The 23081-nt window shown below is 69.7% G+C and carries 21 protein-coding genes; 12 read left to right on the top strand and 9 right to left on the bottom strand.

The features are described from left to right. Window positions 1-98 precede the first annotated feature (98 nt). A complete protein-coding gene (locus WMF24_RS45250; protein WP_437733691.1) occupies window positions 99-1832 on the top strand; it encodes a DmsC/YnfH family molybdoenzyme membrane anchor subunit in 1734 nt (577 codons plus the stop codon). Continuing rightward, window positions 1832-4069: a molybdopterin oxidoreductase family protein gene (locus WMF24_RS45245; RefSeq protein WP_437733690.1), complete on the top strand. Its 2238-nt coding sequence runs from the start codon at window positions 1832-1834 to the stop codon at window positions 4067-4069. Before WMF24_RS45250 ends, WMF24_RS45245 begins: the two co-directional genes overlap by 1 nt. Window positions 4070-4197: 128 nt before the next feature. On the opposite strand, the gene WMF24_RS45240 is transcribed toward WMF24_RS45245, so the two are convergent. Further along, a complete protein-coding gene (locus WMF24_RS45240) occupies window positions 4198-5787 on the bottom strand; it encodes a hypothetical protein (protein ID WP_437733689.1) in 1590 nt (529 codons plus the stop codon). Window positions 5788-6222: 435 nt separating this feature from the next. Here WMF24_RS45240 and WMF24_RS45235 point away from each other — a divergent pair, with 435 nt between their 5' ends. After that, a complete protein-coding gene (locus WMF24_RS45235; protein ID WP_437733688.1) occupies window positions 6223-6900 on the top strand; it encodes a DNA alkylation repair protein in 678 nt (225 codons plus the stop codon). Between the two features lie 6 nt (window positions 6901-6906). On the opposite strand, the gene WMF24_RS45230 is transcribed toward WMF24_RS45235, so the two are convergent. The 3 genes from WMF24_RS45230 to WMF24_RS45220 form a co-directional block, all read right to left on the bottom strand. After that, window positions 6907-7122, bottom strand: coding sequence for a hypothetical protein (locus tag WMF24_RS45230; RefSeq protein ID WP_437733687.1), 216 nt, complete (start codon window positions 7120-7122; stop codon window positions 6907-6909). A gap of 84 nt (window positions 7123-7206) precedes the next feature. Continuing rightward, window positions 7207-7596 carry a GFA family protein gene (locus WMF24_RS45225; protein WP_437733686.1) on the bottom strand — a complete coding sequence of 130 codons (390 nt, stop codon included), beginning with the start codon at window positions 7594-7596 and terminating at the stop codon, window positions 7207-7209. A gap of 38 nt (window positions 7597-7634) precedes the next feature. Next, complete coding sequence (locus tag WMF24_RS45220) at window positions 7635-8621, bottom strand: alpha/beta hydrolase family protein (protein ID WP_437733685.1); 987 nt, start codon at window positions 8619-8621, stop codon at window positions 7635-7637. Window positions 8622-9315: 694 nt separating this feature from the next. Between WMF24_RS45220 and WMF24_RS45215 the strand changes: the two genes are divergently transcribed. Both WMF24_RS45215 and WMF24_RS45210 read left to right on the top strand, forming a co-directional pair. After that, complete coding sequence (locus WMF24_RS45215) at window positions 9316-10230, top strand: hypothetical protein (protein ID WP_437733684.1); 915 nt, start codon at window positions 9316-9318, stop codon at window positions 10228-10230. A 63-nt stretch (window positions 10231-10293) separates the two neighbouring features. Next, a complete protein-coding gene (locus WMF24_RS45210) occupies window positions 10294-10437 on the top strand; it encodes a hypothetical protein (RefSeq protein ID WP_437733683.1) in 144 nt (47 codons plus the stop codon). Window positions 10438-10545: 108 nt separating this feature from the next. Here WMF24_RS45210 and WMF24_RS45205 read toward each other — a convergent pair whose 3' ends face one another. Further along, window positions 10546-10941, bottom strand: a complete 396-nt coding sequence (locus WMF24_RS45205) for a type II toxin-antitoxin system death-on-curing family toxin (protein ID WP_437733682.1) — start codon at window positions 10939-10941, stop codon at window positions 10546-10548. 2 nt (window positions 10942-10943) lie between these two features. After that, complete coding sequence (locus WMF24_RS45200; RefSeq protein ID WP_437733681.1) at window positions 10944-11138, bottom strand: DNA-binding protein; 195 nt, start codon at window positions 11136-11138, stop codon at window positions 10944-10946. A 65-nt stretch (window positions 11139-11203) separates the two neighbouring features. Between WMF24_RS45200 and WMF24_RS45195 the strand changes: the two genes are divergently transcribed. From WMF24_RS45195 to WMF24_RS45175, 5 genes are all read left to right on the top strand, one after another. After that, the gene (locus tag WMF24_RS45195) at window positions 11204-11536 is read left to right on the top strand and encodes a hypothetical protein (protein ID WP_437733680.1); all 333 of its coding nucleotides are present in this window, start codon (window positions 11204-11206) and stop codon (window positions 11534-11536) included. Window positions 11537-11797: 261 nt separating this feature from the next. Then, window positions 11798-12709 (top strand): L-histidine N(alpha)-methyltransferase, encoded by a 912-nt coding sequence (egtD, locus tag WMF24_RS45190; protein ID WP_437733679.1) that lies wholly within the window; start codon window positions 11798-11800, stop codon window positions 12707-12709. Continuing rightward, window positions 12706-13995, top strand: coding sequence for an SUMF1/EgtB/PvdO family nonheme iron enzyme (locus WMF24_RS45185; RefSeq protein ID WP_437733678.1), 1290 nt, complete (start codon window positions 12706-12708; stop codon window positions 13993-13995). The genes egtD and WMF24_RS45185 overlap by 4 nt, the downstream gene beginning before the upstream one ends. Beyond that, window positions 13992-14786 carry an ATP-binding cassette domain-containing protein gene (locus WMF24_RS45180; RefSeq protein ID WP_437733677.1) on the top strand — a complete coding sequence of 265 codons (795 nt, stop codon included), beginning with the start codon at window positions 13992-13994 and terminating at the stop codon, window positions 14784-14786. Before WMF24_RS45185 ends, WMF24_RS45180 begins: the two co-directional genes overlap by 4 nt. After that, complete coding sequence (locus tag WMF24_RS45175) at window positions 14783-16303, top strand: glycine betaine ABC transporter substrate-binding protein (RefSeq protein WP_437733676.1); 1521 nt, start codon at window positions 14783-14785, stop codon at window positions 16301-16303. Before WMF24_RS45180 ends, WMF24_RS45175 begins: the two co-directional genes overlap by 4 nt. Window positions 16304-16866: 563 nt before the next feature. Here the strand turns inward: WMF24_RS45175 and WMF24_RS45170 are convergent. Both WMF24_RS45170 and WMF24_RS45165 read right to left on the bottom strand, forming a co-directional pair. Next, a complete protein-coding gene (locus WMF24_RS45170; protein ID WP_437733675.1) occupies window positions 16867-18165 on the bottom strand; it encodes a hypothetical protein in 1299 nt (432 codons plus the stop codon). Between the two features lie 40 nt (window positions 18166-18205). Then, window positions 18206-19537: a hypothetical protein gene (locus tag WMF24_RS45165; RefSeq protein WP_437733674.1), complete on the bottom strand. Its 1332-nt coding sequence runs from the start codon at window positions 19535-19537 to the stop codon at window positions 18206-18208. A 529-nt stretch (window positions 19538-20066) separates the two neighbouring features. Between WMF24_RS45165 and WMF24_RS45160 the strand changes: the two genes are divergently transcribed. Next, window positions 20067-20747: a TetR/AcrR family transcriptional regulator gene (locus tag WMF24_RS45160; protein ID WP_437733673.1), complete on the top strand. Its 681-nt coding sequence runs from the start codon at window positions 20067-20069 to the stop codon at window positions 20745-20747. Further along, on the top strand, window positions 20744-21214 hold the full coding sequence (locus tag WMF24_RS45155) for an SRPBCC family protein (protein ID WP_437733672.1): 471 nt from the start codon (window positions 20744-20746) through the stop codon (window positions 21212-21214). The genes WMF24_RS45160 and WMF24_RS45155 overlap by 4 nt, the downstream gene beginning before the upstream one ends. Window positions 21215-21727: 513 nt before the next feature. Here WMF24_RS45155 and WMF24_RS45150 read toward each other — a convergent pair. Beyond that, window positions 21728-22879: an alpha/beta hydrolase family protein gene (locus WMF24_RS45150; protein ID WP_437733671.1), complete on the bottom strand. Its 1152-nt coding sequence runs from the start codon at window positions 22877-22879 to the stop codon at window positions 21728-21730. Window positions 22880-23081: the final 202 nt, after the last annotated feature.

Below are 23081 nucleotides of genomic sequence, written 5' to 3'. Positions count from 1 at the left end.
CGCCACCTTCCTCCTCGCCGCGGACGCGCCGCCCTTCGCGGCGCGTCTTCTGGCGTTCTCCGGGCTGGGTTTCCGCGCCGGGTAAACAGGGATCTTCAATGAGCGTTGCCAAGGTATCGGACACTCACTTTCACTTACCCATCGTCAACTCACCGCCGAAGATCCAGGACGGCAACAAGAGCCTCCTGCAAGCGCTCCTGGCCGATCAGCAGAAGCTCACGGCGGTCGAGAAGTTCTCCAGGATGCACGAGGAGCACGCGCTCCCGGCCCAGTCCAAGTACTACCGCGACCTCATCCCCTTCGAGAAGCCGAAGCCGGGCCAGCAGTACGGCTTCGAGGTCGACCTCGACGCCTGCACGGCGTGCAAGGCGTGCGTCACCGCGTGCCACAGCCTGAACGGCCTCGACGAGGACGAGGTGTGGCGCTCGGTCGGCCTGCTCCACGGCGGCACCCCGCAGACGCCCGCGCAGCAGAGCGTGACGACGGCCTGCCACCATTGCCTGGACCCGGCGTGCATGTCGGGCTGTCCGGTGAAGGCCTACGAGAAGGACCCGGTCACCGGCATCGTCAAGCACCTCGATGACCAGTGCATCGGCTGCCAGTACTGCATCCTGATGTGCCCCTACGACGCGCCGAAGTTCAACGCGGAGCGGGGGATCGTGCGCAAGTGCGACATGTGCAGCGATCGGCTGGCCAACGACGAGGCCCCGGCGTGCGTGCAGTCGTGCCCGAACGGCGCCATCCGCATCACGGTGGTCGAGCAGGCGCAGGCGGTGCAGGAGAGCCAGACGAACGTCTTTTTGCCGGGGGCGGCGGCGCCGGAGTACACGATCCCGACGACCACCTACAAGACGAAGAAGTCGCTCCCGCGCAACATGCTCCCTGCGGACTTCTACCAGGTGAGCCGGGAGCACTCCCACCCTCCGCTCGTCGCCATGCTCGTGCTGACGCAGCTCTCGGTGGGCGCCTTCTGCGTGAGCCTGGCCCTGAACGAGCTGCTCGGCGAGCAGGCGACCCAGGATTTCGGCGGCCACAACGCGACCTTCGCGCTCGTGTTCGGGCTCGCCGCGCTCGGCGCGAGCCTCCTGCACCTCGGCCGCCCGCAGTTCGCGTTCCGGGCCTTCCTCGGGCTCAAGACGTCGTGGCTGAGCCGCGAGATCCTCGGATTCTCGCTCTTCGCGGGGGCCGGGACGCTCTACGCCGCCTCGTTCTGGGTGCCGTCCATCCCGGCGCTCTCGGCGCTGCCGATCCCGCTCCGCGAGCTCCAGGCGCCGCTGTCCTATGCGGTCGCGCTGAGCGGCATCCTCGGCGTCTTCTGCTCGGTGATGGTGTACGCGGCGACGCAGCGGGAGCACTGGCGCGGGGCGCTGACGGGCTTCAAGTTCGCGGGCACGGCGGCCGTGCTCGGGAGCTCGACGGTGCTGATGGTCGCGCTGCTCTCGAGCCGCGAGCACGCGGCGCTGCTCCTCACCGGCGGCTTCCGCGCGCTGAGCGCGTTCCTGTGCGCGTCGATGGCGCTCAAGCTGATCGTGGAGCTCTCGATGTTCCGGCACCTCCGGAAGCGCAGCCACTCGACCCTGAAGCGGAGCGCGATCCTGATGGCGGGCGAGCTGAAGGGCGCCACGGGCTGGCGCTTCGCGTGCGGGGCGCTCGGCGGCATCGTCCTGCCGGCGCTCAGCCTGTTCTCGGCGCCGAACAGCGACGTGAGCTCCGAAGTTTTGATGGCGATGGCGGTCGTGGCGTTCCTGTTCTGCCTCGCGGGCGAGTTCCTCGAGCGGTACCTGTTCTTCGCCGCCGCGCCCGCCTCGAAGATGCCCGGAGGGCTCTCCTGATGTCCCAGAGCGAAGCGAAGAAGACGTCCCCGGAGCACAAGGCGCCCGACAACCTGCTCTTGCAGCGGAGCGGCCCGCTGACGCGCGAGCTGCTCCTCACGCCCGGCGAGTTCGGCCTCGGGCGGGTGCCCGCGCGGCTGAAGCCCGACCAGACGACGACGGTCGTGTGCGGCTTCTGCTCGACGGGGTGCGGGCTGAACGTGCACCTCAAGGACGGCGAGGCGATCAACCTCTCGCCGAACACCGACTATCCCGTCAACCTGGGGATGGCGTGCCCGAAGGGCTGGGAGGCGCTCACGCCGCTCAAGGCGAGCGACCGCGCGACGACGCCGCTCCTGCGGAACGCCCGCGGGAAGCTCGAGCGCGTGGACTGGGACGTCGCGCTCCGCACGTTCGTCGACCGCTTCAAGGCGATCCAGGAGGCGCACGGCAAGGAGTCGGTCGCGTTCATCAGCACCGGGCAGATCGTCACCGAGGAGATGGCGTTCCTGGGGGCGCTCGCGAAGTTCGGGATGGGCATGCTGCACGGGGACGGCAACACCCGGCAGTGCATGGCGACGGCGGTCGTCGCCTACAAGGAGTCGTTCGGCTTCGACGCGCCGCCGTACACGTACCGCGACTTCGAGGAGTCCGACGTGGTGGTGCTCGTCGGCTCGAACCTGTGCATCGCCCACCCGATCATGTGGGAGCGGCTGTGCAAGAACAAGAATCGTCCCGCGATCCTCGTCGTGGATCCGCGCAAGACCGAGACGGCGATGGCGGCGACGGCGCACTACGCGCTCAAGCCGAAGTCGGATCTGACGCTGTTCTACGGCATCGCGCACATCCTCATCCAGCGGGGGTGGATCGACGCCGACTACATCCGCGATCACACCGTCGATTTCGAGGCGTTCAAGGCGCACGTCGAGGACTTCACGCCGGCGCGGGTCGCCGCGGCGACGGGGCTCAGCGAGGAGCAGCTCACGACGTTCGCGGAGACGATCCACAACGGAAAGCGGGTGTCGTTCTGGTGGACCATGGGCGTCAACCAGAGCCACGAGGGCGTGCGGGTCGCGCAGTCGCTCATCAACCTGGCGCTGATGACGGGCAACATCGGCCGCCCCGGCACGGGGGCGAACTCCATCACGGGCCAGTGCAACGCGATGGGCTCGCGGATGTTCAGCAACACGACGGGGCTGTTCGCCGGGCACGACTTCACGAAGGAGGAGCACCGGAAGAAGATCGCCGGGATCCTCGGCGTCCCGGAGGAGGTCATCCCGACGCGGAACAGCCTGGCGTACGATCAGATCATCGAAGGCATCTTGAAGGGGAAGATCAAGGGCCTCTGGATCATCGCGACGAACCCGGCGCACTCGTGGATCAACCAGGAGGACCTGCACGAGCTGCTCGGCCGCCTGGACTTCCTCGTCGTGCAGGACATGTACGCGACCACGGAGACGGCGGAGCGCGCGCACCTCGTGCTGCCGGCCGCGTCGTGGGCCGAGAAGGAGGGGACGTTCATCAACTCGGAGCGGCGCATCGGCCTCGTGAAGAAGGTGGCGCGGGCGCCGGGGCAGGCGCTGGCGGACTTTCACATCTTCCAGCTCGTGGCGCAGTACTGGGGGTGCGCGGAGCTGTTCACGGAGTGGAAGAGCCCCGAGGACGTCTTCCAGATCCTGAAGCGGCTCTCGAAGGGGCAGCCGTGCGACATCACGGGCATCAAGGATTACGCGATGATCGACGAGCGGGGCGGCGTCCAGTGGCCGTTCCCCGAGGGGGCGTCGTTCGCGTCGAACGAGCGGCGGCTGTTCGAGGACGGGCAGTACTACCGGCCTGACCAGAGGGCGAAGTTCGCGTTCCAGGCGCCGCGGCAGCTCCCGGAGCCGACGGACGAGCAGTACCCGTTCACGCTGCTCACGGGGCGCGGGAGCTCCAGCCAGTGGCACACGCAGACGCGGACCAAGAAGAGCGCTGTGCTGCAGCGGCTGTACCCGAAGGAGATCTACGTCGAGATCAGCCCGGTCGACGCGAAGAAGATCGGGATCCAGATGCACGAGTGGGTCGTCATCGCGTCGCGGCGCGCGGACATCAAGGCGCGGGCGTTCGTCACGAACTCGGTGCAGCCGGGGGAGCTCTTCATCCCGATGCACTACGAGGTCACGAACAAGCTGACGTTCCCGGCGTTCGATCAGTACTCGAGGCAGCCATCGTACAAGGCGTGCGCGGTCAAGGTGAGGCGGGAAGAGGACCGGGGCTGAACGGGGGCTGAGGCCCCGAGGGCCCTCTTCGATCGACGCAAGGCCGTAGCGGTGTCGCGGCCGGCGGGAGCCGCCGTGCGGCACCGGACCGTCCGCCTTGGCGGCGCGGTCCGGTCGTGGTCGGCGCGCTATGGCTTGGGTGGAAGTTGATCGGGGAGGCGCTGGTTGCAGGCGCACATGTACACTTCTACCGAGTTCCTCGGGTCCGCCACGTGCTGCGGGCGACGTCCGGTGTCCGGGGTGGGCAGTGCCAGTCCGTCGACGCTGAATTTGTCGCTCCACGTTCCATCGGCGTCCTGGCGATAGACGTGGTAACTGCCCCAATTGGCGGTCAGGAAGATCTTGGTCCGGTTGTCGGGGCACGGCTCCTCCAGCGAGGAGGGAATGAGTCCGTCGCCCGCGGCATATTCCTCGATCATATTATCCTGGCCTCCGACCGGCGAAACTCCCATCGTATAGCCCGGAGCTATACCGGCCCCGCTCACCGGGTATTTGTTCTGCGCATAGTAGTAGCAGTTGGACCTGACTGCGCTCCCGTCGGGGTACGTCCACTTCTCCGGCTCATAGACGGTGGGCTCGCAGGTGTGCTCGGCGCAGGAGCGGCCGCACACGGACTCCACGAGCTCGACGCACGTGTCGTCCCAGGCGGTCGTACAGCACGCGCTTCGTGCTTCACACACGGCGCTCACGCAGCTGTCCACCGAGCTTTCGAGCGCGGTGCCCGGGTTGCAGAGTCCATGGGTGCCAGGCTTCTTGCGCGCGACGACCGCAACCGCGGTCGTCGTGCCCGCGCTCGCGACGAACTGGTCGCGCGAGGTGACGGACACGCTGCGGCCGTCTTCGCCTGGCTGGATGGAGACGAGCGTGCGGCTTCGCTGCTCGTCCGCGTAGTCGATCGACGCGCCCATCCCGATGAGCGCCCATCCCGGCTCGATCTCCAGCGAGCTCGTGCCGTAGCCATGGGCCGCGTGCTCGGAGCTCCCCTGGAGGATCTTGACCTCGAGGCCGCCGAAGCCTTCGATGACCTGGTCCTTGATCTGGAGGAGCCAGGCGGACGTCGTGCCCGCGGCGGGGATGGCGTAGTCGGTCGAAGCGGCCTCCCACCCTTGGAGGCCCGCGGGGTAGCTGGCGGTCAGGAAGCGCGCGGCATCGCCGGTGACCGACGCATCCGGCGCGGTCTCGGCGCCGCCGCCGATCGTCATCCAGCCGTCGTCGACCTGAGCCGCGGCGACGTCCGTGGGAAGCTGAACGGACCTCCGCTGGATCGCGTCCTGGAGATCCCTGGTCCTGACGCCGTCCAGGCGCATTCCGATGGCGTACACCGTCAAGTAGTGCGGATTCAGCATGCCGCGCGCGCTCGACGAGGCGCGCCATGTCCGGGCGTCGAGGGGGCGGCTCTCACGCAAGAACGCGGCGCTGCCGCTGCTGCTGTCCGTCGTGGCGCCGCCGCCGACCAGCGCGTACTCCGGGTCGACCCTGCAATCGACGCCCACGTGGACGTTGGACGAGGCGACGGTCGTACACTCCTTGATCTGGACGTGCACCGGAGCTGCGGAGTCGTCCCTGTGCGAGACCACGGTGATCGCTTCGCCCGAGACCGCCGGCTGGGCTTGCACGGTCACGTCTCCGGCGAGCGGCGCGGTGTTTGCGTCGTCCGAGGCGCACCCGGCCAGGCCGGCCAGGATGATGCAGGAAGGCACTCCGAGCGCGAGACACACCGAGGGACGTCTACTCATCATTTCACCATGCCTTTGTCGAGAGACCTGGCTGCCGCACCCGGCGTCTCGAGGGATGCCGTCCTCGCAGCAGCGTCTGAACCCGTTCACGCGATGACGCCGATCCTTCATGACCGACGTATCGCGGATCCAAGCACTCGCCGTGCCACGGCCCGACGTTGATGGGGCTCGACGATGTCAGCCGCAGGTCACCTGGCGCGCCCGGGGCGCTGGTGTGTGGCGCCGCGGCAAGGCTTGCCGTGCCCCGCCTTTCAGCGCTGGCAACTCTTGCCAGAGCGGCAAGTCTTGCCAGCCGCACGCGGGCCCCGCGGGCGTGGGCAACGGCCTCGCGCGAGGCGTCAGGCGCTGATCCGCGTCGCGGCCCGGTGCTTCATCGCGCCGCTGGACGACGCCCGCGGATACGGCTAGCTCCAGCCCATGAACCTCACCGACGTCATGCGGGAGCTCGCCGCGCTGGGCAACGAGAGGATGCGCGAGGTCAACGCCCGCGCCGGAGACGCCCACGGGGTGAACCTCACCCACCTCCGCGCGCTCGCGAAGCGGCTGAAGGCTGACCACGCCCTGGCCGGCGAGCTGTGGCGCACCGGCGACCCCGACGCCCGCCTCCTGGCCACGCTCGTGTTCAAGCCGAAGGCGTTCTCGGCGGACGAGCTGGACTCGATGGTCCGGGAGATCGGCTATCCCAAGCTGCTCGACTGGTTCATCGTCAACGTGGTGAAGGCGTCGCGCCACGTCGAGGAGCTGCGCGTCCGCTGGAAGGACTCCGCGAGCGAGCTGGTCGGGCGCGCCGGCTGGAGCCTGACGACGGACCGCGTCGTGAAGAGCCCTGCCGGCCTCGATCTCCCCGCGCTGCTCGACCAGATCGAGGCGGAGATGAAGACGGCGCCGGGCCCGAAGCAGTGGTCGATGAACCACTGCCTCGCCGAGATCGGCATCCGCAACCCCGGGTTGCGCGCCCGCGCGATCGCCATCGGCGAGCGGCTCGAGGTGCTCAAGGACTACCCGGCATCGCCTGGCTGCACGCCGCCGTTCGCGCCGGTCTGGATCGCGGAGATGGTGCGGCGGCAGGAGGCCGAGCAGGTGCGGGGCCGGTGAGGGCGTCTACGCATCCTCCGGCATCCAACGCACCAGTTGCTTCTCCTTGAACTCAAACTCGGGCGCCATGAGGTCCACTGGCCGTATCAGGGAATGGACCTCTGGCGGGGCCGCTTGATCGCGATCCCAGCAGGAGAACAGCTCCACGCGCGCTCCCGCTTCCTGTGCACGCTGAACGTACTCCGCCACGACGCGCGACGGATCGTCCCCTTTGCTTTTCATCCTGCCTCGATTCCTTGGCCACCGCCACGAGCAGCCGTGCTTCTTGCCGCCCTCGCTCGCAATCAGCATCGAGTGACGAGGCGATCAATGCTGATGTTGCGGCAAACCGTCCGCGATGTCGTAGTAGTCGCCCTTGTCGGCCACGTGGATGTGAACCCTCAGCCTGGTCTCGGTGGGCGCGTCGAACGCGCCCATGGCGACGCCGATCCAGTCATGTTTGCTCTGGTCGATCGGGTCCCAGAAGAGCGAAGAGCCGCACGCGGAACAGAAGCCCCGTCGCGCCTTCTCGGAAGAGCGGAACCAGCTGAGCTTGTCGGCGCCGCGGATCGTCAGGGCGGCGCGAGGAACGTCCGTGGACGCGAAGAAATGCCCCGAATGCTTGCGGCACTGCGAGCAATGGCAGGCGTCGGGCGGGGGTAGGGCGCCGGTGACCTCGAAGCTCACGGCCCCGCAAAGACATGATCCCTTGTGCATGGACGACTCCTTCTTCGAATTCGAGACCGGGTGACGAATCATCGCGTGGACAGCCAATCGGCGACCTCTCGCAGCACCGCCGTGTCGGGCCCCGGCGGCAGCGATTCGTATTCCGAGATCGAGCCGGTCCCCGCCTGCTGGAAGAGGTGGTTGTGGTCGGGAAACAGCCGCACGGTAGCGTGCCGATGGCCAGCTGCTATCCGGCGATACGCATCCGCGTTGGCCACCCCCGGCACCTGGACGTCCTTGCCGCCGTAGACGGCGAGCAACCGTCGATCCAGCCGGCCGAGGATCTCGGCCGGCTCCTGTCGCAACAGCGAACGGTACGCCGGCGCGCCGACGACGGCGGCCATCACGCGCGCGTTCTCGTTGACAGCCGCCTCGTCGGCGGCCGGCAGGTCCGGCCACGACCGCAGGTACTCCCGGATCACGCGCTCGATCTCTGGCCGGACGGCCGCCGACCCCCGGCTCGACCGGGCCAGCGCGAACACCTGCTCGTTCATGCGACGCTCGTGCTCGATCTGAGCCGACGTCGCGCCGGCCTCCGCCGAGAGCGTACGCGCCTGCTCATGCAGGAGGCGCTCGATCGGAACCGCCGGCCCGGCGAGCATGACGACCGCCGATGCCTCTGTCTGCGGCGCGGCGGCGGCGGCGATCAGCCCGCCCTCACTGTGCCCGAGGAGTGCGATCCGCTCCGCATCGACGGCCGGGTGACTCGCGAGCCACCGGCAGGTGGCGACGACATCCGCGACAGAGCCATCGAAGTCCTGCTCACCCGCGTCACCCGTCGAGCCACCGACCCCGCGGTCGTCACAGCGGAGGACAACAACCCCGCGGGCGGCAAAGTACTCCGCGATGACCCGAAAGGGGGTGTGACCGCACACCGTCTCGTCCCGGTCGTTGGCCCCGGAACCGGAGACCAGGAGCAGACACGGGCGCGGGCCCGCCCCCGCAGGGGCGAGGAGGGTCCCCGCGAGGACTGCCTGCGCTACCGGAACTCGGACCTCTTCGGAGCATACCTCCATGTCGTCACCTTGAATGAGCCGCGCTGGACGGCCACCCGGCCCTGGCGAGCGAACCGCCGGAGTTCGTCAGCGTTGCGCATCCTGGCCAGGTTACCACGACGACAGCGCCGCGGAGACGATCGGAGGGGCGGCAGCGCGGCGGCGCAGCGGTGAGGGGAGGGCGCTGCGTGGGCGGCGGCGTATCCTCCCTGCCTCGGCAGCGCAGCATTCCGACGAGCTGCCGAGCAAGTCCCCTGAAGGACAACCCCGGCGTCCAGTGATCCGCGTGCTATCATCAGGCGCGCAGTTGCTGCGTACGTCGGGAGACTTCGCAGCTCCGTCAGCGCAACGAGCTTCCATAGAACCACGACACAGCGCACCCTTCGCACCGACGCAGAAGGTCCGGCCAGCGGTCGTCCGGCGCGCCCGCCGCCGCTTTCGTCCTGTAGCGGCGCCAGGCGCGCGGCCGGCAGCGGCGGAGCTCCGGGTGATGCAGCGTCGGTGCTGTCCCTCTACAACGCGTACAACATCAGGGCGCAGGGCTCACCCGCTCAGGGCCCCCTCAGGAGAAATCGCCATGCATCATCGCCGCTTCTTCGCTTTGGCTCTCGCCTCCATGGGTGGCCTGGCCGCCGTCGCAACGTCCAGCCCCAGCGATGCATGTAGCCCGGTAATTCCGGAGCCGGGCTACCACATCACGGAGATCCCAGGGACCGTGCCGCTCGACGGGGTCGTCGTTGCCCGGCTCCGCTGCGAGGTGGACTGCCCGGTGGATACGCCCGTGCTCGTGGTGAACGACAAGGAGACGGGCGAGGTCGTCGCCGGCACCCAGGAGCTGGCCGCCGACCTGCCGGCCGCCGGGCTGGAGCTCGTGCTCGTCTTCCGCCCCGCCGCCCCGCTCGCCGAGGGTCACACGTACAGCGTCACCGTCGAGGGGGAGGATCCCTCTCGCCGTGCGGAGCTGGAGACCAGAGCGAGCGCCGATCTCGACCTGGAGGTGGGCGCCCACCCGATGGCCGCGAGCGTCCGTGTGGAGGAGAGCTGGTATGACACGCCGAGCTGTTGCAATGCCCCCCTGGGCACCTGCGGTCCGGAGCCAGTCTGTGTTGCAAAGGAAGTGGAGCGGTATGTCGTCTTCGACCTCCACACGAGCGAGGCGGCGCGTGACGGGGCCGGGCAGTACGTGCAGACCGTGACCTTCCTGAGCCCGGACGGGGCGGAGCTCGGCAAGCGGACGGCGTGGAGCTGGGGAGGCTCCGTGGAACACATGTACCAGGACGCGGCCCCCGAGTACTGTTACCAGGTCGCGTACAGGAGCCTCATCGACGGCGCGACGATCGAGAAGGAGCGCGTCTGCGTTCCACACGGCGACGCGGGGGCGACAGGCGTGTTCCCGACCGACATGGCGATCGTCGGTCCCGCGATCGGCAAGTGCGATCTTCCGCCCGAGGGCTTCGAGGATGTCTGGTGCGCCGCGCGGGAGGACTGCGAGGCGGGGGGCGACTCCGACGAGCGCGAGGGCTGCTCGGTGAGCGCGGGCCGCGGGGCGTCGCCGGGCTGGGCGCTCTCCGCGATCGGGCTCGCGCTCGCGCTCGCGGGCCGCGTGGGGCGGCGTCGCGATCGCCGGTGAGCGGGGCACGTCGAGAACCGATTCGGCCGGCGGCGCCTCCTTGGCGAGCTCGGCGACGCGCGGGTGCTGCCGGCGCTCGAGCGGCTGCTCGACGACGAGACAAAGCCGTTCGAGCGCACCGAGACCGGCATCCGCACCAACGTGTACCGCGTGTGCGACACGGCCCGGATGGCCATCGAGGAGATCGAGCGCCGCGCCGGGGTGTAGTCGGCTCTCCATTCACACCCGGCGCCGGTTCCTGCGCAGCGCGGAGGCGTCAAGACAGCACGCGGGTCACCGAACCGGCGTACGACGGCTGACAGGCCTGAAGTCCTGCTACAAGGAGGTCTCCCGTCGCCGGACATGCTGTTCGAGCCAGGCGAGGAGCTGATCCCGTGAAAGCGCGCCGGAGGCAAGCGCCAGCATGATGCGCTCTTGTTCGTCGACATGCGCATCAAGGGAGTAGCCGTTCAGCAGCAGGAAGACCTCCATCGTGGCATGGCCGACACGCTTGTTGCCGTCGACGAACGGGTGGCCTTGGACGAGCGAGAAGCAAAGCGTCGCTGCCTTGGCGACGACGGTGGGATAGATGTCTTCACCTCCGAAAGCTGCCTTCGGCTGGGCCACGGCAGCCTCGATGGCGCGGAGGTCGCGAACGCCTGCGGCGCCACCGCTCGCCGCAAGGACCCGCTCGTGGAGGAAGAAGACCTCCGCCAAGGTCAAGTAACGCATTCTCAGGCGAGCCGCCTGTACAGCTCTGCGTTCTTCTGGAGGACGATCTCGGCTGCAGCACGAAACTCGTCATCCGGCGTCGTCAGCAGATCCGCCACGGCGGCCCGCGCCAGCTCTTCCGGCTGCAAACCGAGGCTCTTTGCGCGTTCCTGGAGGCGGTCGGCTTGCGCGGGCGACAGGTCGATGGCGAGCTTCATCGGCCGGAGTGTACCTTGGGCGACCCTGGCCGTCACCCGGCACAGGGGTGCCGTGGTTGCTCGTCGTGCCGATCGACGCCGAGCTCGCGCGGTGGTGCGCGCGGCCGATCGAGGCGGGCCACCCCGGCTCGACGCCGACCCCGCTGGTGCTGGGGCCCGAGGGCGTCCCGGTCGTCACCGACGCCGCGCAGGCGCGGCGGCGCCCGAGGTGCTGGAGCGCGCCGCCTTGTGAGACGTGTTGTGACGACGGCCTGGCGGCTTTGCCCATCGATGTTCTCGATGGATCCATCCGCGGCGTTGATGCATGCGCTCGCAGCTACGATGGCAAGGTCGATGGCTGCCTCACGCGATCATGCTGGTTTTCCGCGCCTGAAACGCCTGGGATTACCGCGACGTAGCACCGAGCGGGAGGCATCCTACCGTATCGCTGTACCCTGCTGGCTCTACCTACCCGGCCCCCGTTTTCTGCACACCCCTTGAGAACGCCCGCGCTGCCCGGGTTTCACCGAGCATCGTCCCCGGCGGCACGCCGGGGATCCATGCTTGACGTCCGCCGCTCTCCTCCCAATGGACGCGCTGCCCAGCGCTCCCTCAAGGAGGTCCTGTTGAGCTCTCTATTCGCGGAGGACGCGTACCCTTCACCTGATGAGCGCGCTCGGTTGCGCGAGAGCCTCACACGATCGCTGCCCGAGATCCCGCCCGTCTACTTCTACGACGATCTCGGGAGCGAGCTGTTCGAGCAGATCACCCACCTCGGGGTCTACTACCCGACGCGCACGGAGATCGGCATCCTCGAGCAGCGCGCCGGAGACATCCTGCGCGCCGTCCGGCCGCGGCGCCTCGTCGAGCTGGGCAGCGGCGCGGGCCGCAAGATCCGCATCCTGCTCGACGCCTGGCGGGGGGTGGGCGGCGGCGAGATGTGCACGATGCTGGACGTGAACGGGCTCTTCCTGGAGACGTCGATCAGCCGCCTCCGCACCGATTACCCGGAGTACACGTTCCGCGGCGTGATCGGTGATTTCACCACCGACCTGCCGCGGCTCGGCCGGGGCGGGGGGCGCCTCGTGGTCTTCCTCGCGGGCACCATCGGCAACCTCTACCCCGACGAGCGGCGCGCCTTCTTCCGCGAGATCGCGCGCGTCATGGAGCCGTCGGACGCGCTCCTCGTCGGCGTCGATCTGGTCAAGGACACGGCCCTGCTGGAGGCCGCGTACGACGATCCGGAGGGCGTGACGGCGGCCTTCAACCGCAACGCGCTCCGCGTGATCAACCGGCGCTTCGGGGCGAATTTCGCGCCCGACGCGTTCGCGCACCGCGCCTTCTACGACGCGGCGCGGGCGTGGATCGAGATGCGCCTCGTGGCCTCGCGGCGGATGCGCGTGCAGATCCCGGCGCTCGATCTGCGGCTCGATCTCGAGCGCGGCGCCGAGATCCGCACCGAGGTGAGCTGCAAGTTCACGCGCGACTCGCTAGAAGCCTCGGCGCGGGCCGGAGGGCTCGTGATGTCTTCGTGGCACACCGATCCCGACCAGCTCTTCGCGCTGGCCCTGCTCCGGCGGAGCGACGCGTGACAGAGGCCTCGTTCGAGGCGCTCCTCGCCGCCGCGTGGCGCCGCAGCGACGATCTGTTCGCGCTCGTCCCGGAGGCGTCGATGGGGCGTCGGCCCATCGCGCTGCGACACCCCTTCTTGTTCTACCTGGGGCACCTCCCGGCCTTCGCGTGGAACCAGATCGGCCGAGGCGTCCTCGGGCTCGGGCCCATGCGGAGCGATTTCGACGTGCTGTTCGAGCGCGGGATCGATCCGGCCGAAGAGGACGGCGCCCGCGCCGCGTCGAGGGACGCGTGGCCGGCGATCGCCGAGGTGATCGCGTACCGCGACGAGGTCCGCCGCGCCGTGCGGGCGCGCATCCCCGACGTGCTGGCGCGCGCCGAGGACGTGCTCGGCGCGCGGGGGCGGATCCTCCAGCTCGTGATCGAGCACGAGCGGATGCACCACGAGACCCTGATGTACATGCTCCAGGAGCACGGCGCCGCGCGGCGCCCCGACGGCGCGCCCGCGTTCGTGGGCGGCAGGGGACGCGCGGCCGAGCCCCGGCACGTCCCGGCGGGCCGCGTGGTGATCGGCGTGGACTTCGAGGCGATCCCGTTCGGTTGGGACAACGAGTTCGGGCGCGCGGAGATCGATGTCCCGGGCTTCACCATCGATTCGTTGCCGGTGCGGAACAGCGATTACCTGACCTTCCTCGAGGCGATGGACGACGGCGCGCGGGCCGCGCTCACGCCCCGTACGTTCGTGCGCCGCGGGGGTGAGCTGGCGGTGAAGACGATCTTCGGGCCGGTCTCCTTCGAGGTCGCGTCGGGCTGGCCGGCGCAGGTCTCGGGCGAGCAGGCGCGCGCCTATGCAGTCTGGCGCGGTGGGCGCCTGGCGACCGAGGCCGAGCTGCGCCGCGCAGCGTTCGGCGAGCCGGGCGGCGGTGTGCGCGCGCGTCCGTGGGGGAACGCGCCGGGCGAGCCGCGTCATGGCCAGTTCGGCTTTCGCGGGTGGTCGCCGGTGCCGACGGGCAGCCACCCGGACGGCGCCAGCGCGTTCGGCGTCGAGGAGCTGGTGGGCAATGGCTGGGAGTGGACGTCCACGCCCTTCGCGCCCTTGCCCGGCTTCGTCGCGTACGCCCGCACGTACCCCGGGTACTCGGCGGATTTCTTCGACGGGGAGCACGACGTCGTCTTCGGCGCCTCGTGGGCGACCGACGAGGGGTTCCTCCGGCCGAGCTTCCGCAACTGGTATCGCCGGGACTATCCCTATGTCTTTTCGAGCTTCCGGGTCGTACGCGGGGAGCCACGCTCTCGGCGGCGATGATCGAGCTCGATCAGGTGACCAAGCGCTACGATGCGATCACCGCTGTCGACGGCGTCTCCTTGCGCGTCGAGCCGGGCGAGCTGGTGGTCCTGCTGGGCGGGTCGGGATCGGGGAAGACCACGACGCTGAAGATGACGAACCGGCTCATCGAGCCGAGCTCGGGTCGCATCCGCGTCGAGGGCGAGGACGTGGCCACCGTGCCGCCGCACGCGCTCCGGCGCCGCATCGGCTACGTGTTCCAGCGGCTCGGGCTCTTCCCGCACCTGACGGTCGCCGAGAACGTGGGCATCACGCCGGCGCTCCTCGGCTGGGACGCGAGGCGCATCCGTGCTCGGGTGGACACGCTGCTGGAGCTGGTCGAGCTGGATCCAGCCGAGATCCGCGATCGGCGACCCGACGCGCTCTCCGGCGGCCAGGCGCAGCGCGTGGCCGTGGCGCGGGCGCTGGCGGCCGAGCCGGGCGTGCTGCTGCTCGACGAGCCGTTCGGCGCGCTCGATCCGATCACGCGCGAGCGCCTCCAGCGATCGTTCGCGCGGGTGCGCCGGAGCCTGGGGTTCTCGGCGATCTTCGTCACGCACGACGTCGTCGAGGCGCTGCTCCTCGGCGATCGCGTGGGCGTCATGCGCGGCGGGCGCCTCCTGCAGCTCGCGCCCGGCCGCGAGCTGGTGCGCGCTCCGGCCGACGACTACGTGGCCGATCTGGTGCGCGGCCCGCTCGAGCAGGCGCGCGCGGTCGAGTCGCTGATCGCGGGCGCGCCCGCGCGAACGATCGCTGGAGGCGACGCTTCGTGAAGGAGCAGCTCGCCCTGCTCCCGCGCTACCTCGCCGCCCACCTGGGGCTCACGCTGGTCGCCCTGGCGCTGGGCGTGGCCGTGAGCGTCCCGCTGGGCGTGCTGGTCACGCGATCGCGCCGCCTGGAGGGGCCGGTGCTGGGCGTGGCGAGCGTCGTCCAGACCATCCCGAGCCTGGCGCTCCTGGCCTTCATGGTGCCCGTGCTCGCGGCCCTGGGCGCGCGCAGCATCGGTTACCTGCCGGCGCTGATCGGCCTCTTCCTCTACAGCCTCTTGCCGGTCCTCAGGAACACGGTGGCCGGCCTCTCGGGCATCGATCCGGCGGTGATCGAGGCCGCGCGCGGCGTGGGGATGACGCCCCGCGAGCAGCTCCGCCGCGTCGAGCTGCCGCTGGCGCTCCCGGTGATCGTGGCCGGCGTGCGCACGGCGGCGGTGCTGACGGTGGGCACCGCCACGCTCTCCACGCCGGTCGGGGCGCCGAGCCTTGGTGACTACATCTTCAGCGGGCTGCAGACGCGCAACACCACGGCCGTGCTGGTCGGCTGTGTGGCCTCGGCCGGGCTCGCGCTGGTGCTGGACGGCCTGGTGCGTGGCCTGCTCGCCGGCGTCACGCGCCGTAGCCGGCGCCTCGTGCTGCTGTGTCTCGGCGGCTTCGCCGGGCTCGCGGTCTTCGCGGCCACCCCCGTCGTGCGCGCCCTCCTCGCGCGCGATCAGGCGTCCATCACCGTCGGCGCCAAGACCTTCACCGAGCAGTACATCCTCGCCGGCATCGTCGCCGGGAGGATCGAGCGCGTCGCCGGCGTGCCGGCGCGGACGCTGGGATCGCTCGGTTCGACGGTGGCGTTCGACGCGCTGAGGAACGGCGAGATCGACGTCTACGTCGACTACTCGGGCACCCTGTGGGCGAACGTCCTGAGACGGAGCACGGAGAGCGCGGACCGCGCGTCGGTGCTGGCCACGGTGGAGAGGGAGCTGCTCGATCGGTACGACGTCCACGTGGCCGCCGCGCTCGGGTTCGAGAACACCTACGCGCTCGCCATGCGGCGGGCCGAGGCCGAGCGGCTAGGGATCCGGCGCATCAGCGATCTCGGGGGGCGCGCGCGATCGCTGCGGGTGGGGGGCGACTACGAGATCTTCCAGCGACCGGAGTGGCGCGCCATCGAGCGCGTGTACGGCCTCGCGTTCGGCGAGGCGCGGAGCATGGATCCGTCGCTGCTCTACGAGGCGCTGCGGGCGGAGCAGGTGGACGTGATCACCGCCTTCTCGACCGACGGGCGGATCATCGCCGACGATCTGGTGCTGCTGGAGGACGATCGCCGGGCCATCCCGCCGTACGACGCGCTCGTGCTGGTGAGCGCTCGGCTCGCGCGCACCCGCCCGGAGGTGCTGGAGGCGCTGCGCGGGCTGTCGGGGACGATCGACGCGAAGAAGATGCGCCAGATGAACGCGGCCGTGGACGAGAAGAAGGGCTCGCCGGCCGCGGTGGCCGCCCGTTTCCTCGATGAATTGCGGCGCTGAATTCCTCCGCGCTGGGCCCCCCGCGGGCCGGCCGTCGGGGCTCGCACGTTGGGCGCGGCGCGATCGGCCTTGACGACGAATCGCGCGATCCCCTGGAGGAGCCCGCGCCGGGAAGCCCGAAGCCGTCCCCGCGCCCCCGTTCAAGGCGGGCGGGACGCCGTGAGCCCATCCGGGCGAAGTGGCTCGTCCATGCCGGAGATGGGTGGCACCCATCTCCCGGTGGACGTGCCTCCACCCAAAGATGGGTGGCACCCATCTCCGCGATGGACGTGCCGCCATCAAAAGATGGGTCGCACCCATCTCCCGATGGACGTGCCGCCATCAAAAGATGGGTGGCACCCATCTCCGCGATGGACGTGCCTCCCGCACGGCGACGACGACGCCGATCCCCGTCCGGCCTCGTTCAACCCGACGTCTGCGGGACTGCGCCGGGACCTCGCCGCCGCTGCTGCTCAGGCGCAGTCCCGCAAACGCCTATTCGTTGGCGGGAAATTCTTGAAAGGTCGGAATGGCTTGCGCGGGGCAGCCGGGCAGCGTCGCGCCGCCGGCGCGGCGGGGGCGGGCTACTCACGAGGAGCCGGTGCAGGAGCGAGCGCGAGCGCAGCGATGAACCACGTCGATTCGCGTGTAGGGTTCACGATGGGGCCCCAGAGGTCGATCCTTTCGGTCGGGCCGTAGATCTTGCCCACGACCAGCAACGCGCCGGACGCGGTGACGGCCATGCCGTCGATCGAGCCGCTCTCGCTGCTCTCAAAGCGCAACGTCCGGCTCGAGACCGGGCGTCCATCACCATCGAGCAATCCGATGACGTCGTCTGAAGTCATCTCATTGTCGGTGGAATAGGCGAGGTTACCGGCGTGATCGGCGGCCATGGCCTGCACGGGGTTGATGCCGAGCACACTCGTCCAGAGTACGTTGCCGTAGGGATCATACTTGGCCAGGCTGAACGCGTCCTCGGCGCGGTTGTGCAGCTGCGCGGCGAAGATGTTCCCGGCGTCGTCCACGGTCAGCTTGCGCGCATCCTCGCTGGCGTACTCGAAGCCATAGCGGAAGCTCCAGCGGTGGCGCCCGTCGGGATCGTAGCGGACCAGGAACGTGTCGCCCTCGCCCGCCTCCACGACCGGACCACCGCCGAAGTCAAAAGAGCGCGACAGGCGCCCGCCGGCGATCACCTCGCCGTCGCGGGTCACCGCGATGTCCTTCACGGTCACCGTGGGACCGTAGGTCTTGCTCCAGACGTGGCGGCCGTGCGGGTCGAGCTTCGCCACGATCTGGCTGGAGGCCGAGGCGATCGGACCGGTTCCCAGATCGATCGGGCCGTCGGTCGTGATCAGCGCCATGACGGCACCCTGGCCGTCGACGCGCACGCGGGGCACGCTGTACGCCCCCGCGATGACCTTGCTCCAGACGTGGTTGCCGGATCCGTCGAGCTTGGCGAGGAAGACCCCTGCGGCCAGCGCGCCGCCGCCGAAGTCGACGCCGCTGTCCGACCTGCCGGCCAGGACGAGACGGTCGCCGCCAGCCTCGATCGAGGAGAGCTTTCCTTTGGCTCTGAACTGCTTCGTCCACAGGTGGTGGCCGCGCGCATCCATCCTGGAGACCCAGATGTCCGACGCGCCCCGGGCGGTGAGGCGCTCGCCGCCGATCACGAGGGAGTCGGTGAACGTGCCGGCCACGAGCACATCCCCCTCGCCGATCGTCGTGATCGCGAGCGTGCTAGCTTTCAAGGACAGGAGCTCGCTCCAGGACAGGGTGGGAACGACGCTGGCGCGCGGTGCCGCCGTCTCGCGGGATAGAGCGAGGAAGCTCCAGCATAGGGCCAGAGTCACGAGAGAAAGAAGAGCCAGTCGCTTCGGGTTCACGAGGACCTCCGTGCGGGCTCGGGTGTGCTCCGCAGGGAGATCATGCGGCCCCGACGCCGGGCCGGGAGCGGCGCGGGTACAGGCGACGCGGAGAGGCCGTAGGTGACCGAATCGGGACAGGATCGAGCGCGAGCGCGGCGAGGAACCCCATCGTTTCAGGGGTAGGGTTCACGATCGTGCCCCAGAGGTCGATCGTGCTGCTGACCCTGCCCGTGACCAGCAGCACGCCGGACCCGGAGAAAGCCAGGCCGGCAAACGAGCCGCTGTCATGGCCCAACGTCCGGCTCCAGACCGGACGCCCCTCGCCGTCGAGCAGCTCGATGGAATCGTCTTCTCCGGTGGTGAGGTTGGCGGTGGCATAGGCGACGTTACCGGCGTGATCGGTCGCCATGGCAACCACGGTGTTGGCGCCGAGCCATTTGCTCCAGAGCGGCTCGCCGCGGGGATCGTACTTGTACAGGCCGAGCGTGGGACCGCTCTCCTCCGCCTGCTCGACGAAGAGGTTCCCGGCGTCGTCCACGGCCAGGTCGCGTGCGTCCTGCTTGTCGTCGGGGTCGCCAGAGCGCCGGCTCCAGCGATGGCGCCCGTCGGGATCGTAGCGGACGAGGAACGCGTCGCCTCCGCCCGCGTCCGCGATCGGGCCGCCGCCGAAGTCAAAAGCGCCCCGTAGCTTCCCGCCGACGATCACATCTCCGTCGCGGGTCACGGCGATGTCCAGCATGGTCGCCCCGGAACCGTATGTCTTGCTCCACACGTGGCGGCCGCGCGCGTCGAGCTTCGTCACGAGCTTGCCGGAGGCGGACGCGATCGGGCCGGCTCCTGGATCGATCGGGCCATGGGTCGCGAACAGCGCGATGACGGCCCCCTCGCCGTCGACGCGCACGCGGTGCACGTCGTGTGCGCCCGCGATGACCTTGCTCCAGACGTGGTTGCCGGAACCATCGAGCTTGGCGAGGAAGACGCCCGCGGCCAGCGCGCCGCCGCCAAAGTCGATGCCGCTGTCCGACTCACCGGCCAGGACGAGATGGTCGGCACCAGCCGCCATCGAGGAGAGGTGGCCTCCGGCGCTGAACTGCTTCGTCCAGAGGGGGTGCCCGCGCGCATCCGTCCTGGAGACCCAGATGTCCGAGGCGCTCCGGGCGGTGAAGCGATCGCCGCCGATCACGAGGGAGTCGGCGAACGTGCCGGCCACGAGCGCATCCTCGCCGCCGATCGCCGCGACGGCGAGCGGGCGAGAGGACAGGAGCTCGCTCCAGGACAGGGTGGGGACGGCGCCGGCGCGCCGTGCCGCCGTCTCGCGGGGAAGGGCAAGCGAGCTCCAGCATAAGGCCAAGATCACGAGAGACAGGAGTGCTAGCCTCTTCGGGTTCACCAGGACCTCCATGCGGACTCGGGCGTGTCGCGCTGTCCGCCGTGGGGGCCATGGGGCCCGCGGTGCCGAACGGCGAGCGGCGCGCTCCGGCGCCTCGCATGGCGGCTAGCTCAACCTGGGTCGGGTCGCGAAGCGCGGCGGCTTCCTTCGCCCGCGTAGACCGGGGGAGGCTGCCCTGGCTGGCCGCGCGTGCCGCGCACCAGGATGCTGCGCTCGAGCGGCTGGCGCGGCCCCGAGCCGCGGATCGGCTCCAGGCGATCTACCGCAAGGAGGCCGCGCTCTCGCTGCGCGGGAGGGCGGCTCCCCCCCGGCCGCTCGGAATCGCGCTCGGGGCGGCGTGCGTCGCCGCGTTCGCGCTCGTCATCGCGTTCGCGCTGCCCGGGCCGGGCGACCCGTTGAAGAACCTTGAGGCGCTCCACCGCCTGGAGAGCGGAGCGCCGCATGAGCGCCGAGAATCAGTGACGGCTCAACCTGTTCTGCGCTCTAGCGGCAGAGTCCCCCGAGTCCTTCGCGGTCGCCCGCGCGCACCGTGACGCCGGCGCGCCCGTCGAACTTGACACAGTGTAAACTACGCCTCATGCTTGACACCGTGTCAAGCAAGGACGGGGAAACCCGCGCTGTGATTCTCGAGGCCGCGCGCCGGCTCGTGACCGAGCCGGGGCGTCGCGGCGTCTCGATGGCGGAGATCGCGTCGGCGGCCGGGGTGTCGCGCCAAGCGGTCTATCTGCACTTCGAGACCAGGACCCAGCTCTTGATCGCGCTGGTGCGTCACGTCGACGAGGTGCATGGGTTCGCCGACCTGGTCCGAAAGTGCGAGCGCGTCCCCGACGCGCGCGCGATCCTCTCCGAGTTCATCGGCGCGTGGGCGGGCTACGTCGCGCACATCACCGACGTGGCGCGGGCCATGCGGGCGGCACGGGCCACGGACGAGGACGCGGAGCTCGCGTGGCGCGACCGCATGCGCGGCTTCACGGGCGTCTGCGCGGGCTTCGTGGCGCGGCTTCAGGCCGAAGGCGCGCTGGCCGACGAATGGTCGGCGTCGGATGCAGCGGACTTCTTGGCCACCATCCTGTCGATCGGGAACTGGCAGGAGCTCATCGAGGAGCGGAGCTGGTCCCGGCCGCGCTACGTCCGCGCGATGCGTCGGAGCGTGGAGCAGACCCTGCTCAGGCCGATGGAGAACAAGACGGCACCGAGGAGGCGCTCGTGAGCGGCGCGCAGCCGGAGCTTTTGGCGCAGGGCTCGGTGGAGATCGGCCGGCCCCCGCACGAAACGTTCGCGTACGTGTCCAACATGGAGAACTTTCCGGCTTGGTTCCCGGGCGTCGCAGCCATGCGCGAGCTCGACACGCTGGAGCACGGGCAGGTCGGCAAGCGCTACCGTGAGACCGTGCGCATGCCCTTCGGGCGCACCGGCACGATCGACATCGAGGTGAAGGAGGCGCGCGTCGGGGAGCGTCTGCTGACCGAAGGTGGGGGCTTCCTCTTGCCCCGCATGAGCGTGGACTTCACGGCGCTCTCCGACGACGAGACGCGCGTCGAGTGGCGCATGGTCAGCCGCAATCAGCGGTGGTGGTTTCGCTGGCTTGTGGTCCCACTCCTGCGCCGCGTGATGCGCGGCCGAGCGCGCGACGGGCTGCGTAAGCTGCGCGAGAACCTGGAGCGCGAGCCGTCGTGAAGGGTGCCGACGTTCGAGCGCACCTCGGCGCAGCGGCCTCGCCGTGAGCCTCTCCTCTCTGTCGTGATGCACGAGTGTCTTCGAGAGCTGTCCCTGCCACTCTCCTTGCGGATCGGGTTCAGGTCGAGCAGTCGCCGCGCCATCCCTTCGTTCGTGGGGCCGGTCGACGAGGCCCACGCCAGCACCGCGTCGGCGCCCAGGAAGTGCCTTCAGCAAAGGGGCTCACCGGAGGTCGGAAGTCATACCGCCCACAGCGGTCTCCTTCGGCGCCCGGCGCGCTGGTCTCGATGGCAGATCGCGTGAAGCGAGAGGCCCTGGGCATGCAGCGCGTGCACCTGCGTATAGATCTGCTGCCGCTTCGTCGGTGTCACCGAACGGGTGCGATCCGTCGTCATGACCCCCCGAAACCACGGTAGATCGGACGGCTCGCACCGGTTCGCCACCGCAAATTCGTCCTTGGGCCCCTTCCCTGGCTGTGGCGAGCGAGCCGCAGGACGTAGCCCTACCTCGGCCCTACGGCAGATTGGCGGAGGAGATCCTCCAGCTGCTGTCGGTGCAGAAGCGGCACCCCGCGCCGACGAGCATGCCCTTGCCGGTCGCCGATTCGTCGCCCTTGAGCCACCAGTTGAGCCACGCCAGGTTGACCTGCGTGAACTCGCCGCCGTTCCGGGCCCACAGGTCGCCGCCGTGGTCGGCGCCGACCTTGGCGAACATCATGACCGGGATGTCACCCAGGGCGGCGATGTTCTCGTAGTCTCTCGCGCCATTGTCATCCGCGCCCACGCTGTCCTCGGTGCCGGTGACGATCAGCACGGGGGTGTGAATCGACTCGTAGAAAGCCCGATTCACCGAGAAAGAGCCGCTGCTCGTGTGTCCCCATGTCGTCATCCGGGGATCTGCGGCGGTCCCCGCCGCCATCAAGCCGCCGCAGGAGAAGCCGTTCGCGGCGACCTTCGTGGTCTCGATATGCTGGTAGTAGGCGCTGCACGGCTTCTCGTTCTCGGCGATCACCCAGTCGATGTAGGCGAGCAGCACCTCGCCTCCGCCGCCGAGCTCGCGGTTGGGCTCGCTGTTGTCCGGTGTCCCGTCCGCCACCACGAAGTAGCCGTGCGAGGCGATCTCGGCCATGGCCGCCTCATTCGCGAACCCGTCCCGCGAACATCCGCCCTGCCCCCAGACGAAGATCGGGTACTTGGCGTCCCCATCGAGCTCCGACGGGCGAAAGATGGTGCCCTGGTTGATGCCCGGATCTGCGTTCGTCTCGACGACCACCTTGTGAGGGCCGCTCCCCGACACGTTTCGCTGGACCGATCGTGACGCGGTGCACGTGCCGGTGAAGACCCCGCCGCCGCCCGAGCCCCCGGTCCCCGCCGCCATATCGCCGCCGCCGCTGCCGGCAGGCGCTCCTCCTCCGCTCGCGCCGACCGAGCCGGAGGCATCAGCGCCTCCTCCGGTCGTGGTCTGTCCGCTGCCCGAGCCCGTCGTCGAAGGCCCTCCGGTGGAGCCGGCCTGCTCGCCGCCGCCCGAGCCGCTCACGCTCGTCCCTGCGCCCGCCGAGGCGCCGCCGCTCCCACCAAGGTTGCCGTCGTTATCCGAGCCGCCGCAAGCGCCGACGAACATGCCCAGCGCGGCCCAGGTGAAAGCCCAACCCGATCTGCCTTTCATAGCGACTCCATATCTCCTTGAGCTATCCAAGAAAGCAGCCTCATCGGCTATCTGCGCGTTTCGAATCGCTGGTCGAGCCAGGCCTGCCCCGAGGCGTCGCCATCGATTCGACCCGCCGACGAACCTTCATGGGTGACCGGACGCGGCAGCCCACGACCGGGCCCCGACCGGGCGATGTTGCGACGCGCGATCACGACGCGGC

The organism is Sorangium sp. So ce1335 (genome assembly GCF_051521615.1).
Taxonomy (GTDB): domain Bacteria; phylum Myxococcota_A; class Polyangia; order Polyangiales; family Polyangiaceae; genus Sorangium.
Note: the sequence above shows the minus strand (reverse complement) of the source record. Positions and strands in the feature narration are given on the sequence as shown.